Genomic DNA, 12650 nt, shown 5'->3' with positions numbered 1-12650 from the left:
TCAGCTCACGAAATCGAATTTGTCGACGTCGAAGAGACCCCGGTCGGTCATTTTCAGATGCGGGATGACGGGCAAGGCGAGGAAGGCGACCTGCAGGAAGGGTTCGGGCAGGACGCAATCGAGAGCCTTGGCGGCGTCGCGCAGGTGGTGGAGGTCGTGGGCGACTTCTTCGAAGCTTTTGAGGCTCATGAGGCCGGCGATGGGCAAGGCTAGTTCGGCCGTGACCTTGCCACCATCGGCGGTGACGAAACCGCCGCCCAGTTCGATCAGGCGGTTGACGGCGGCGGCCATGTCTTCGTCGGTGGCGCCGACGACGGTGATGTTATGGCTGTCGTGGCCGACTGAGGAGGCGATGGCGCCGCGCTTGAGGCCGAAGCCGGTAACGAAGGAGCGGCCGATATTGCCGTTCTTACCGTGGCGCTCGATGACGGCGACTTTTATGACGTCGGCAGTGAGGTCGGGCTGGAGACCGCTTTCGGTCGAGGCGAGGCTGGCTTCCTCGCGGAAGGTCAGGATCAGGCCGGGCTTTACGCCGATGACCGGGACGCGGTTCTGGCCGGGTTTGGGCTCGGTGATGAAGGCTTCGGCCGTGACGGGTTTGGCCTTCACGGAGGTGAGGCCGACAGGGGCGACGGTGCCGCGGGTTTCGAATAGTTCCGGCGTAACGATGCGACCGGCAGCGATGACGTCGGACACGCGGCAATCTTCGAGGCTGTCGACGATGGCGATATCGGCGCGCCAGCCGGGGCCGAGGAGGCCGCGGTCTTTCAGGCCAAAGATGCGGGCGGCCGAGTGGCCGGCGGCGCGGTAGACGTGGTGCAGCGGGCGGCCCATGGCGATGAGACGGCGAATGGAGCTGTCGAGGTGGCCTTCCTCGGCAATGTCGAGGGGATTGCGGTCATCGGTGCAGAGAGCGACGAAGGCTGAGGTGTTTTCGTCGAGTATTTCGGCAAGGGCCTGCAAATCCTTGGAGACCGAGCCTTCGCGGATGAGGATGGCCATGCCCTTGGCGAGCTTTTCTCGGGCTTCGGCTGCGCTGGTGGCTTCGTGATCGGTGCGGATGCCGGCGGCGAGATAGCCATTGAGGCCCTGGCCGAGGAGGAGCGGGGCGTGGCCGTCGATATGGCTGTCCTGGAAGGCGACCAGTTTTGCGAGAATGCCGGGATCGGCGTTGAGGACGCCCGGAAAGTTCATCATTTCCGCAAGGCCCAGCACTTTTGGATGTTTGCGGAAGGGCAGCAAGTCGTCGACTTCGAGCTGGGCCCCGGCGGTTTCGAAGGGGGTGGCAGGCACGCAGGAGGATAGATTGACGCGCACGTCCATAATGGTGCGCTCGGCGCTATCGAGGAAGTAGCGGATGCCTTCGGCGCCGAGGACATTGGCGATCTCGTGGGGGTCGCAAAGCACCGTGGTCACGCCGTGGGGCAGCACGCAGCGGTCGAATTCGAGCGGGGTTACGAGGGAGGATTCGATGTGGAGATGGGTGTCGATGAAGCCGGGGACGGCGAAACGGCCGGTGCCGTCGATCTCGGTCTTGCCCTCATAGCGGGCGTGAGTGCCGACGATGCGGTCGGCGACGATGGCGATGTCGGTCACGGTCACCGTGCCGGTGATGACGTCGAGCATGCCCACATTGCGGATGACGAGATCGGCTGGTTCCTTGCCCTGTCCGGCCATGATCATGCGGGTGAGGAGGGCAGGGGTGGTCATAGCTACGGACTCTGGGCTGAACATGCCGAAAGGTCGGTCGCTCCGTCCGCCGCGTCAAGCCCCTGCTACGGAACCCTGCCGACCCGCAAGCGTTGAAATCTTGGGAGTTTTCGGGAGAGCGCTATGGAAACCTACGATCCGCACAAGAATACGACCGAGGTGCGTCAGGCCAATTCGCGCAAAATGAATTCGCGCGTGCTGGCCATGTCGCTGATCGGCATCGTGATTGCCTTCGTGGTCATTTACATCATCTACAGCATCGCCATGCCGGCGCCGTCCAACTAGGCGCTGGCGCGCCGGGCGGCGAAGGCATCGCGCAGTTGTGTGTCGACCCGTGCCGGTTCGTTGGCGGGGGCGGCGCTATAGAGACAATAGCGGTTGCGACCGCCATTCTTGGCGCGGTAGAGCGCATCGTCTGCAAATCGTATCAAGTCCGCCTCGCTTCGCGCCATGTCTGGGGCCGTGGCGATACCGATGCTCACGCCGATCGTGGCAGTGCCTGCAGCGAGGCTTACCGGCTGTGTCAGCGCGTCGATGATGGCTTGGGCTAGGGCTTGGGGCTCCCGGTGATCCGCAATATTCGGCTGGATGATGGCGAATTCGTCGCCACCAAGACGGATGAGGGTGTCTTCCGGTCGCAGCAGGGATTTGATGCGCGTGCCGACTTCGACAAGCATTTCGTCGCCCGCTTGATGGCCCAGCGTGTCGTTCACTTGCTTGAACTTGTCGAGATCGAGTTCCAGCACTGCAAAGCGAGGACTGCATTCGGGCGTGTGCTGCAAAAGCTCGCCGAGGCGCCCCCGGAACAGGGCGCGGTTGCCGAGCCCGGTGAGCGGATCGTGCTGGGCGCGGTGGTGGGCTTCTTCCCGCTCGGCCTGAAGCTGGAAGAGGGCACTGCGAAGGCTGCGTAGCAGCAGGCCGACAATGATGATGCCGATGACTAGAGCCGCCAGGAGCGCCGGCATGGCCGCGCCTACGAGGCGGGCGCCGGGGTGCTCCGGCTGCCAGGTGAGCCAGGCAAGAGTCTGGCCTTGGGCATTGAGGATTGGCAGCGACGCGTCGGTTTGCGGTTTGGCATCGAGGAAAATGGGCTGGTCGATGCGGTATTGGTCGCCGAAATAGGTGGCGAGTTCGTCTCCGAGGAGACCTACCGAGATGTAAAAACCTTCCTTGCCAACGGTTGGAGCGTTCTCGCCGCTATAGGAAAGTACCGGCGTCACCGCGACGAGGGCGGGCTGGCCCTCGAACAGCGTGAAATCGATGGCTTGCGGGAGCGTGTCCGATACGCCGGCATTGTAGGCGGAGATGGCAGCCTGGGCGTCGAGGCTACGCAAATGCGCGAAGAAAGGCGCGAGCTTTTCGATGGCGTCGGCGGAGGATTTGGCGGGCACCTGACCGCCATCGCTGACGGCCACAATGGGTTTGAGGGCACTATCAAGGACGAAGCTGCGATTGTGGCCGTAGAAATCGAAGGCATAGACGCCGAGATTGTCGACGAGCCATTGCACGTCGCCGGTATCGAGGGCCGTGACTGCTTCGTCCCACACCGCCAGCTCTTCCTGGGCGATGTACATCTGTGATTTCTGTTCCTGCAGCGCCCGTTCGAGCAGCAGCTTTTCGCGGGCGAGGGCATCGGCGTCGATGCGTTGGGCCGACCAGGCGAGAAAGCCGGCCAGCGCCAGAATCGTAATGCCGGTCACCACCACGATGGGCAGGAGGAACCGGGTCGTGAAATGCGTTGTGTCCCGCAACTGCATTGTCGCCCCCAGAATGTGCGAGAACTTTTGGCCGCCGGGCGTTAGCGGACGATGAATCGGCGCCCCGGCTCCAAAATCTGAGTTAACGCGCTGTTTCGTCAGCGCGAAACGCTGGCCGTTGCCCAGGTGATGGGCTAATGCTCAGCTCGGTCGATTCAGGAGGATGTCATGGCCAAGGTGCGCGCGCTGGTGCTGGAAAAGCAGCATGAACTGGGTCTGCGGGAAATCGACCTGCCGCTTGAGGTCGGGCCGGGCATGGTGCGGATCGCCATTCATACGGTCGGCGTCTGCGGCTCGGATGTGCACTATTATACCCACGGCCGCATTGGACCGTTTGTCGTCGACGCGCCCATGGTCTTGGGACACGAGGCTGCGGGCACCGTGGTCGAGGTGGGGGAGGGCGTTGGGCATCTCAAGGTGGGTGATCGCGTCTGCATGGAGCCTGGCATTCCGGACCCCAATTCGCGCGCCAGCCGGCTCGGTATTTACAATGTCGACCCTGTCGTGCGCTTCTGGGCGACGCCGCCGATCCATGGCGTGCTGACCGCGGAAGTCGTCCATCCGGCAAATTACACATTCAAATTGCCAGACCATGTGAGCTTTGCCGAAGGCGCCATGGTGGAGCCCTTTGCGGTGGGCATGCAGGCGGCGACCAAGGCGCGTATCACACCTGGCGACACGGCCGTGGTGCTCGGCGCTGGGCCGATTGGGACCATGGTGGCGCTTGCGGCGCTGGCCGGGGGGTGTGCGCGGGTGATCGTTGCAGATCTTGCCCAGCCCAAGCTTGATATCGCCGCGCAATATCAGGGCATCATTCCGGTCAATATCCGCGAGACCAAGCTTGTCGAAAAAGTCGCCGAACTGACCGAAGGCTGGGGTGCGGATGTGGTGTTTGAGTGCTCAGGCTCGCCGCGCGCCTGGGAGACGATCATGGACCTGCCGCGGCCCGGCGGTTGCATCGTCGTGGTGGGTCTGCCGGTGGAGCCGACCAAGGTCGATATCGCTGCGGCTTCGACCAAGGAATTGCGGATCGAGAACGTGTTCCGCTATGCCCACCAATACGATCGTGCCATTGCGCTGATCGCCTCGGGCAAGGTGGATTTGAAGCCGCTGATCTCCGAAACCTTTGCCTTCGAGGATTCCAAGGCTGCGTTCGACCGTGCCGTCGAGGCGCGGCCGGACGACGTCAAGCTGCAAATCCGCGTTGCTACCTGAGGCGGGAACCAAGTCCATGTCCCGGCGATTGTGACGACAGCGTCATTTTCGGATTTTCGGGACATGGATACCGGCAATAGTTTCGGGCTGACCCAGACCTATCTTCCTGAACATATCATCGCCATCAGGCTCGCGATCGCGGCGCTCTGCGGCGCCATTATCGGCTTTGAGCGCGAGGTGCGAACGGCCGAAGCCGGGCTGCGCACGCATATTCTGATTGCGGTAGCCGCGGCGCTCTTCACCATTCTCACCTTCGAGATTTTTCACACTATAGGCGGCGGCACGGAATCGCGTGCCGATCCCATTCGCGCCGTCGAGGCGGTAACGGCCGGCATCGCCTTTCTTGGGGCGGGGGCCATCTTTCGCTCAGGCGGTGGCGTGCAGGGGCTGACGACAGGCGCGGGGATGTGGCTTGCGGGGGCGGTCGGTGTTGCTTGTGCGCTGGGTTTTTACACGATTGCTGCGGGGACGACGGTGCTGGCGGTCATCGTGCTGGCGGCTCTGCGTGCATTGTCGCATCGCATCATCGGGCATAAGGCGGCGGAAGACGAAGCTTCGGGGCAACCATGAAGGGCAGGGGAGATCCCGCTGAGGCTGGGCCGCGGGGAGAAGCATAATAGGTAGCCGAGCGGCGCTGAGGGACAGTAGCGCTGCCGGGCGAGATGCTTCTCCCCCCGTACGGTCGCGATCGGGAGGTACCGCAACCGTGCCCCCACGCCAGTTCACTTGGAGCTGAACCAGCGGTGTCAGACGTCGATGGTGCAGATCGACGTCTGTATTACGAAGACGGAGAGCAACGCTTGGGAATGCAGGACACGATCGAAAACGTGGCTCGCAGCGATGCTCTCCGTCCAGGCACGCAACCTGTGGACGCAGGAGTCACATGCCAACAGCATCCAGGCGCTCAGTGCGCGCCCAGAAATTCGCTATACCGGCCAGCTCGTGCCGATAGGCATCGGCTTCCGACTGGCGGAAGAAGACGGCGGTAGCGCCGGCTTCGAGGTAAACCATTCGCCCCGCCCGATTGGTCGGGGGCACCATCACCAGCAGCGCGACACCCTTTTGGTGCAGCCAGGCCTGATGGCGGCGGATAAATTCGAGGTTGGCCTGGCTGTGGCCCTTGAGGTCCACGACCAGCAGCTCCGGCCAGTGCGACTGCGGATCGCTCAAGACCTGAGCAAGATCCTCGACCGCCTCTTCGTCGTCGCTGTAATGGCGAACCGACGGGCCGTCATTGGCGGCCAGCACGCGCATGAACAGGCGGGCCGAATGGCCGTCGTCGTCAATCAGCCCAATGAAGGGCGCCTGTGCAAACGGACTGGTCACACGATTACCTCTGCCCGAAACACACCGGGCAAAACACTCTTGTGGAAAAACATGCGGCCGCCGCGCCGCATGCTGGTTCAGAAACACTTGGTGGTCTCACGCATCCGGCAGGGCCTATCCACCGGGAACCGCGTCTGTTCAGCGAACTGACGCCGGTCATATGAGGGAGGTCGGGCAGGGCGGGTAGGCAAACTCGCGTAAAATTCAGGTAAGTCGCTCTTGCTTTTTACATGTAAGCGATGACTATTAACCTCCATACGGGGGTAAAATGGCTCAGGCCAATGACGACAAGGATGCAGTGCTGGCGGCGCTGGATCGCCTGACGGCGTGGTCTGAAATGGCCAGGTCGCCCCAACTCACGCGCTTTCTCGACTACATCGTGCGCAAACGGCTCGATGGCGATACGCAATCGATCAAGGCCTATTCGATCGCCGTCGACGTGTTCGGCCGGCCAACGGACTTCGATCCGCAGAGCGATCCGATCGTCCGTGTGCAGGCACGGCGTTTGCGGGCCTTGCTGGATCAATATTATCGCGGGCCCGGCGCGCAGGAGCGGTTGCAGATCGTCCTGCCGATCGGACGCTATGTGCCTGATTTCCTGGAGACGGACGGCACTCCTCCGCCGCCTTCCAGCCAGACCGCCCAGCGGTTCATGGATGCCGATATCGATGCCGTTCCGGACGCAACGGCGCCGCGCGGCCATGTCACCGTGTCCTGGCTGGTGCTGCTCGTCATCGCTATTGGAGCGGCTGCACTTGCCTATTCGCTTTCCACATGGGGGCCTCGGCAGGAGCAGCAGGCGACGCAGAACGGCGTCATGCAGCAGCCAAGCCTGCGGGTGATGGAGTTTCAGAACCTCACCGACGACCCTTCGATCACCGCTGCCGTTTCGGGTCTGGCCATCGAATTGGTGGACCGGCTGCAGCCGCTGAACTTTCTCAGCGTCGACTATGGCGGTCGCGGGGAGGTAAATTCGGAACCCGTTAAGGCGGACGGATATCTGCTTACCGGCATCGTTCGGCGCGACCCGGGAGCGCCGGCCAATTTACAGTACAGCGTCGTCCTTACCGACCTTTCGAGCAATAGCGTGGTCTGGAATCGCTCGTTGATTCTGACGGAACAGCAATTATCCGATCCCGGGCGAATCGATCGGCTCTCCATCGACATCCTGGCGGTGCTCGGCAATCCGCGGGGGCCGCTGCATACGCGGGCGCGCCAATATCTCAGCCAGAACCCGCTTGTGGGTGGCGAAAATCTCTATCTCTGTCGGCTGCTCTTTACGATGTATCGCGAGAGTTCGACGCTCGGAGCGGCCGAACGCGCCAGGTCATGCTATGCGGCGCTGCCGCAAAGCGACCAGAAAACGGGTATCGCGCTAGCCGCGGTCGCCAGCCTGACTGCGGAGGGAGCCGATAGCGGCAAGCCGTCGCCCACGGCGCAGCTCGACCGGTACCGAGTCGCCAACGAAATGCTCAGTGAGGCCGTGCGCGTCCTGCCGACGAGCAGCTTTGTCTGGGAGCAGCGCGCGCGCCTTCACGAAGTGCTCGGGGAGCACGGCTTGGCCGAGGCTGCCTATGGGACGGCGCTGCAATCCAATCCCTCCAATATGGATGCGCTTGCTGCGCATGCCCGGCACATGGCGTTCATGGGCCAGCTCGACCAGGCCGTTCCCCTGGCGCAAAGGGCACTCGATGCCTATACGATCATTCCGGATTGGTATTATGGCGTGCCCACGCTCCTCGCCATTCGGGAGCGCGATTTCGGCAAGGCGGCGCGCTATGCCGATATCTATGCGCGGGCCGACCGCGAAATGGGGCCGGTCCTCGCCATTCTCGCCGCCGAGGGGGCGGGCGACGATGCGCAGGTGGCGCGACAATTACCGCGCGTGCTTGATGTGCCCAGTTTCCGCAGCGTCGGGATCGTGACGCAGCTCCGGCGACGGATCACCGATACCGCCCTGCTCGATCGCATTCGCGTCGCTCTGACGGATGCAGGCGTGCCACCGCTGTCGCTGGTGACGGCTTACTAGCGCTTAGTGGGCGCTTGATTGGCTGAAGAGGTTGATTACCAGCACGCCCGCCAGAATGAGGCCGATGCCGATCAGCGCCGGCAGATCGAGCGTCTGGCCATAGGCGAAGAAGGCGATGATCGAAACGAGGATGATGCCGACGCCGGACCAGATGGCATAGCCAATGCCGACCGGAATGGTCTGCAGGGCCAGCGAGAAGAAGTAGAAAGTCACGCAGTATCCCACCACCACGACGATGGAGGGCACAAGCTGGGTGAAGCCGGCCGAGGCGCGCAGGAACGAGGTGGCGATCACCTCGCCGACGATGGCAATGGCGAGATAGGCAGCGCCGTTCATGATTGTGGGTCCGAAAAATGGGTCCGGCAGAGTTCGACGAAGCGCTGACCGCGCTCTTCGAAATTCTTGAACTGGTTATAGGACGGTGCGCCTGGCGACAGGATGACAGTGTCGAATTTTTCGCGCTTTTGGGCGAGCGCGGTTACGGCAGCTTCGAGATCGGGCACTTCCGTTACGTCGATATCGGGCGCGGCCTCGCGAGCGGCCGTGGCGAGGCGCTGCCCGGTGACCGGCAGGGTAACGAGTGTCGTTACGCCCCGGGGCGCCAGGAGCGTCGCCAGTTCGGCATAGTCCTGTTCTCGCTCGTGGCCGCCGGCGATCAGCGCGGTGCGGCGGCCGGGATAGGCGGCGAGGGCGGCCTTGGTGGCTTCGGGCGTCGTCGAGATGGAATCATTGACCACGGTTATGTCGCCAATGCGGTGTTCTTCGAGCCGATGCGGCAGGGGGCGGAAGGCAGCAACGCCTGCCAAAATGCCGTCCATGGTGGCGCCGACCGCGAGGGCGATTTCGGCGGCGAGAATGGCATTGTCGAGATTGTGGGCGCCCTTGAGGCGGGAACGGGACACTGCGCCTTCGAGGGCGATGGCCTGCTCCTCGGAAAGGGGTTTTACCAGCCGGCGGTGATCACGTACGGCCTTGGCGACGCGGGAATTGCCAGAGGCGGCGTGGCCGAGCGCGACAGCAAAGCTGCCATCCCGGTCCACCAAGTGCAGCTTGTCGTCGTAGTAGCGCTCGACCGAGCCGTGCCAATCGACATGTTCGGGATAGAGATTGGTGATCGCCGCGACATCGGGGATGAAGCTCATGTCGGCGGTCTGGTAGCTCGAGAGTTCGAAGACCACGATGGCGTGCTTGTCGGCGATTTCGAGGGGCGCGAGGCCGACATTGCCAGCGAGGCCTGCATCCAGCCCTGAACGCGCCAGCATCAGGTGGACCAGCGTCGCAGTGGTCGATTTGCCCTTGGTGCCGGAAATGGCAATGACCGTGCGGTCCTGCCGATAGGTCGCGCCCCAGAGATTGAGGTTCGAGGTCACGGCAATCCCGGCCTCGGCGGCGGTGGCAAAAATCGGCTTGTAGCGCGACACGCCGGGGCTTTTGACGATGGTGCCGAAGCGGCGCGTGGCGATGGCTTCAGCGAGATCGGCCGCCGCTATGATTTCCGTCTCCGGCACATCGGCGGTGCCGGAATCGACCGTCACAAAGACCTTCAGCTCCGGCTGGATACGTTTGAGGAATTGCCGGGTGGAATTGGCTTCGCGCCCGGCGCCGTAGAGGAGGACCGGTTCGTCAAACCGCATAGGCGGCCACCTTGGCGGCCAGCGCCGGGGGGATGTGATGGTCGCGGCTATCGGTCAGGCATTCGGCCATGGCCAGTTGCAGCCGCTCCTCGCCATATTGGGCGAAAAGGTCGGCCTTCACGGCCTTCACGATTGCGTCCTGATGCCAATCGGCGTGGCGGGTAAGGGTATAGAAGCACGCGGCGGCTTCGAGAATTTCGCCGACGCATTCCCAGGGTTTTTGTCCGGCGAGGCCGGAAAGCTCGCGGAAGGAGCGTTCGTTGGCCGGCACGTCGAGGAGGTTCTTGCCAAAGATTTTCAGCAAGCGATCCTTGGCCATGAAGGGGGCAAAGATCAGGAAGACGAAGTGACACTTCGGGCATTCGCCGCACCAGAGTGGGCCGTCATTGCCGGTCAGGCGGAAATTGCGGTTGCAGCTCGAAAATACCGCGTCAAAGCGCTTGCCCTGGGTGAAGAGCGAGGCGATGCGGGCTTCGGAATAGGGGCGGAGCAGCGAGAAGTATTTGAGGGCGCCGCCGGTGGCATTGCCCAGGATGTCGGCGATCAGCAGCTCAAAGCCGAGCGATTTCGAATATTGGTGATTGGTCTCGCGGCCATCGAATTCGATATTGCCTTCGCTGGCCGAGCGCTCGTTGCTGAGGACGATCTGGTCGTAGCCGAAGAGCAGGGCGCAGAGCGAGGCGATCATGGAATTGATCGCCGTCGACGGGACGTGGCCGTTGTAATAGCCGGGCTCCTTGCCGAGGCGGATCATTTCGGCATCGAGCGTGCGCGTCACATAGAGCGGTGCGCGGTCGATGGCATCCACCGAGGTCAGAATCGGGCCCTTGGGATTGACGGCGAAGGGCGTGAAGTCGATCCCGACGTGGCCCAGCAGTTCGACGCTGACGAGGGAATCCTTGCCGCCGCCGATCGGCAGCAATGTGCGCTCGGGCAGCTCGGGCGAGGGCTTGCGCTCCACAGGGTCATCGGCGGTCGACAGATTAAGCCGGCCGAAGCGTGCAAGATTGTTGCGCGCATAGAATTCGCCGAGGCCATTTTCGTAGACGTCGATGACGAAGGCTTTTTCCGCCGCGGTGAGGGCCAGGTCCGGGGCGGCGATGTCGAAGGGCGCGCGGAGCTTGAAATAGCTCACGCCCAGCACGAAGGCCGTCAAGTCGAGCAGCTTTTTGAAAGCCGGACTTTCGGCAAGTTCCGCCTTGGCACCCGTAGGCAGGCCCAGCACTTCGGTAAAGGTCAGCTCTCCCAGGCGATAGGGAAAGCGTGCTTCGCCAGTGGTCGGATCAAAACTCGGGGGCAGGATGGAAAAGGATTCGGTCACGGGCAACTCACGCGGCTTTGCATCATCATATAGGTGATTTGCGGCGATGGCGGGAGTGGGGCGAAAAGCGCTGCCGATGTTTAGTAGATGCGCATCTGCATGCGCATGACGATATCGCTGCCGATGCGCTGAAAACCGTATTCGCGCATGGTGCAGGACCAGCCGTTGCCGTTCTTCTCGATGCGGAAGAGGTTGTATCGGGCCGGATCGTCCAGCGTGCCGCCCTGCGCGGCGCTGGCTGCGGCGACGCCGATGACGGGCACTTCGTGGTCCAGACCCGGAATGTGGTGGATCGAGGAGCGATGCGTGTGGCCGTGCAGGATCATTTCCGCGCCGCGCGTGGCGATAACCTTGCGGAAGATGCGATGGCCCTTGAGGCCGAAGGATGGGTGCTGCAATTCGGCATTGGGCGGGTGGTGGATCAGCACCACGCGGAAATAGCCGGCATCGCCGAGGAGTTTCAGAATGCGGTCGAGCCGCGCCGCCTGCTTTTCCTCAAAGCGCCCGATGGCGAAGAAGGGGGCCGTGGGCACTGCGCTGGAACAGGAGATGATTGCAACATCGCCGACGCGGCGCACGAAGGGGAAGGGGGCGCCTTCGAGCGTTTCGCCCTTGAGATAATCGCCCCACATGTCGCAGGCCATTTCGAGCGCGCCGGGCACATAGGCGTCATGATTGCCGGGACAGACGGCGGTGCGTTCGCTGTCGCCCAGATCCTGCAGCCATTTTCCGGCACGGCGGATTTCGGAGGGCAGGGCGAGATTGGTGAGGTCGCCGGTGACGGCCGTGAAATCGGCCTTCTGCTCCTGCATGTGAGCGACGAGGCGGGTCAGGGTTTCGGAATTGAGTTCGCCGTGGCGCTTCAGCTTCCAGTTGAGATAGCCGGTCACGCGCTTGCCGACGAGATCACTGAAAGCCATCTCCGGCATGGGCGAGAGGTGAATATCCGATATGTGCGCAAGCGTTGTCATCGGGAGGGGTTTTGCCAGAAGCTTCCGCGCAGGGAAACGGTCAATCGACCGCGGTGGTCGGATTTTCCGGGCAAAATCTGGTGACCGGACTGGAATAGGTTGGCTTCAAACGTGTGAATGGGCGCTTGGCTGCATTGGAAAAGCGCGAAATGCGCTATCGACTTTTGCGCAGGAAACGCTACCCCTGCGGCAAGTTCGACGGAGAAGCCAGTCATGATGAACCGATTCCAGCGCGTCCGCGCCAAGGTGTTTCTCACCATTATCGGCATCATACGCCACATGACCATCGGTACCCGCGTCATGCTGGTCGACGGCAACAAGGTTTATCTCATCCGGCACACCCTCATTCCGGGCTGGCAGTTTCCCGGCGGCGGGATCGAGCCGGGGGAGACCGCCGAGGCGTCCGGCGCGCGCGAGACGCTGGAGGAGACTGGGCATCGCGTGACCGGACCCATGGAGCTTTTTGGCGTCTACCACAATTCCAGTTCGGTCACGAACCGCGACCATGTGCTCTTTTATGTGGCGCGGTCGCACGAATTCGTCTTCGTGCGGAAGAAGGACCACGAGATCGCCGAAGGCGGCTGGTTCGAAATCACCAAGCTGCCGGAGGGTGTGACCCCCGCGACGTCCCAGCGCATCGACGAAGTGTTCGACGGTGCGCCCAAGCGGGACGTCTGGGGGTACTAA

12 protein-coding genes are annotated in these 12650 nt (G+C 62.7%); 5 read left to right on the top strand and 7 right to left on the bottom strand.

From position 1 onward, the window contains the following. Nucleotides 1–1710: an adenine deaminase gene (ade, locus tag JP75_RS06200; RefSeq protein ID WP_035080570.1), complete on the bottom strand. Its 1710-nt coding sequence runs from the start codon at nucleotides 1708–1710 to the stop codon at nucleotides 1–3. Between the two features lie 123 nt (nucleotides 1711–1833). On the opposite strand from ade, the gene JP75_RS26445 reads away from it, so the two are divergent. Then, nucleotides 1834–1995 carry a hypothetical protein gene (locus tag JP75_RS26445; protein WP_160194645.1) on the top strand — a complete coding sequence of 54 codons (162 nt, stop codon included), beginning with the start codon at nucleotides 1834–1836 and terminating at the stop codon, nucleotides 1993–1995. Here the strand turns inward: JP75_RS26445 and JP75_RS06195 are convergent. Continuing rightward, a complete protein-coding gene (locus JP75_RS06195) occupies nucleotides 1992–3467 on the bottom strand; it encodes a diguanylate cyclase domain-containing protein (RefSeq protein WP_035080569.1) in 1476 nt (491 codons plus the stop codon). The genes JP75_RS26445 and JP75_RS06195 overlap by 4 nt on opposite strands. Nucleotides 3468–3635: 168 nt before the next feature. Here JP75_RS06195 and JP75_RS06190 point away from each other — a divergent pair, with 168 nt between their 5' ends. Both JP75_RS06190 and JP75_RS06185 read left to right on the top strand, forming a co-directional pair. Beyond that, complete coding sequence (locus tag JP75_RS06190; protein ID WP_035080567.1) at nucleotides 3636–4682, top strand: NAD(P)-dependent alcohol dehydrogenase; 1047 nt, start codon at nucleotides 3636–3638, stop codon at nucleotides 4680–4682. Between the two features lie 63 nt (nucleotides 4683–4745). Continuing rightward, the gene (locus tag JP75_RS06185) at nucleotides 4746–5252 is read left to right on the top strand and encodes an MgtC/SapB family protein (RefSeq protein WP_051960419.1); all 507 of its coding nucleotides are present in this window, start codon (nucleotides 4746–4748) and stop codon (nucleotides 5250–5252) included. Nucleotides 5253–5561: 309 nt separating this feature from the next. On the opposite strand, the gene JP75_RS06180 is transcribed toward JP75_RS06185, so the two are convergent. Beyond that, nucleotides 5562–6008, bottom strand: coding sequence for a hypothetical protein (locus JP75_RS06180; RefSeq protein WP_035080565.1), 447 nt, complete (start codon nucleotides 6006–6008; stop codon nucleotides 5562–5564). Between the two features lie 268 nt (nucleotides 6009–6276). On the opposite strand from JP75_RS06180, the gene JP75_RS06175 reads away from it, so the two are divergent. Then, nucleotides 6277–8037, top strand: a complete 1761-nt coding sequence (locus JP75_RS06175; protein WP_035080564.1) for a tetratricopeptide repeat protein — start codon at nucleotides 6277–6279, stop codon at nucleotides 8035–8037. Between the two features lie 3 nt (nucleotides 8038–8040). Here JP75_RS06175 and JP75_RS06170 read toward each other — a convergent pair whose 3' ends face one another. From JP75_RS06170 to JP75_RS06155, 4 genes are all read right to left on the bottom strand, one after another. Then, entirely contained in the window at nucleotides 8041–8373 is a 333-nt protein-coding gene (locus JP75_RS06170) for an SMR family transporter (RefSeq protein ID WP_035080562.1), read from the bottom strand. Continuing rightward, entirely contained in the window at nucleotides 8370–9671 is a 1302-nt protein-coding gene (gene murD, locus JP75_RS06165; protein ID WP_035080560.1) for a UDP-N-acetylmuramoyl-L-alanine--D-glutamate ligase, read from the bottom strand. Before murD ends, JP75_RS06170 begins: the two co-directional genes overlap by 4 nt. Next, nucleotides 9661–10992, bottom strand: coding sequence for a MurL-like N-terminal domain-containing (locus JP75_RS06160; protein WP_152565744.1), 1332 nt, complete (start codon nucleotides 10990–10992; stop codon nucleotides 9661–9663). The genes murD and JP75_RS06160 overlap by 11 nt, the downstream gene beginning before the upstream one ends. An 80-nt stretch (nucleotides 10993–11072) precedes the next feature. Continuing rightward, nucleotides 11073–11963 carry a metallophosphoesterase family protein gene (locus JP75_RS06155; protein WP_035080557.1) on the bottom strand — a complete coding sequence of 297 codons (891 nt, stop codon included), beginning with the start codon at nucleotides 11961–11963 and terminating at the stop codon, nucleotides 11073–11075. A gap of 213 nt (nucleotides 11964–12176) precedes the next feature. Between JP75_RS06155 and JP75_RS06150 the strand changes: the two genes are divergently transcribed. After that, the gene (locus JP75_RS06150) at nucleotides 12177–12650 is read left to right on the top strand and encodes an NUDIX domain-containing protein (RefSeq protein WP_035080555.1); all 474 of its coding nucleotides are present in this window, start codon (nucleotides 12177–12179) and stop codon (nucleotides 12648–12650) included.

Source organism: Devosia riboflavina, from assembly GCF_000743575.1.
GTDB lineage: Bacteria > Pseudomonadota > Alphaproteobacteria > Rhizobiales > Devosiaceae > Devosia > Devosia riboflavina.
Note: the sequence above shows the minus strand (reverse complement) of the source record. Positions and strands in the feature narration are given on the sequence as shown.

Bases quoted from the DNA above. Each gene is read 5' to 3' on its own strand.
- JP75_RS06190 (WP_035080567.1), top strand. From the start codon at position 3,636: ATGGCCAAGGTGCGCGCGCTGGTGCTGGAAAAGCAGCATGAACTGGGT.
- murD (WP_035080560.1), bottom strand. From the start codon at position 9,671: ATGCGGTTTGACGAACCGGTCCTCCTCTACGGCGCCGGGCGCGAAGCC.
- JP75_RS06150 (WP_035080555.1), top strand. From the start codon at position 12,177: ATGATGAACCGATTCCAGCGCGTCCGCGCCAAGGTGTTTCTCACCATT.
- JP75_RS06195 (WP_035080569.1), bottom strand. From the start codon at position 3,467: ATGCAGTTGCGGGACACAACGCATTTCACGACCCGGTTCCTCCTGCCC.
- ade (WP_035080570.1), bottom strand. From the start codon at position 1,710: ATGACCACCCCTGCCCTCCTCACCCGCATGATCATGGCCGGACAGGGC.
- JP75_RS06175 (WP_035080564.1), top strand. From the start codon at position 6,277: ATGGCTCAGGCCAATGACGACAAGGATGCAGTGCTGGCGGCGCTGGAT.
- JP75_RS06155 (WP_035080557.1), bottom strand. From the start codon at position 11,963: ATGACAACGCTTGCGCACATATCGGATATTCACCTCTCGCCCATGCCG.
- JP75_RS06170 (WP_035080562.1), bottom strand. From the start codon at position 8,373: ATGAACGGCGCTGCCTATCTCGCCATTGCCATCGTCGGCGAGGTGATC.
- JP75_RS26445 (WP_160194645.1), top strand. From the start codon at position 1,834: ATGGAAACCTACGATCCGCACAAGAATACGACCGAGGTGCGTCAGGCC.
- JP75_RS06185 (WP_051960419.1), top strand. From the start codon at position 4,746: ATGGATACCGGCAATAGTTTCGGGCTGACCCAGACCTATCTTCCTGAA.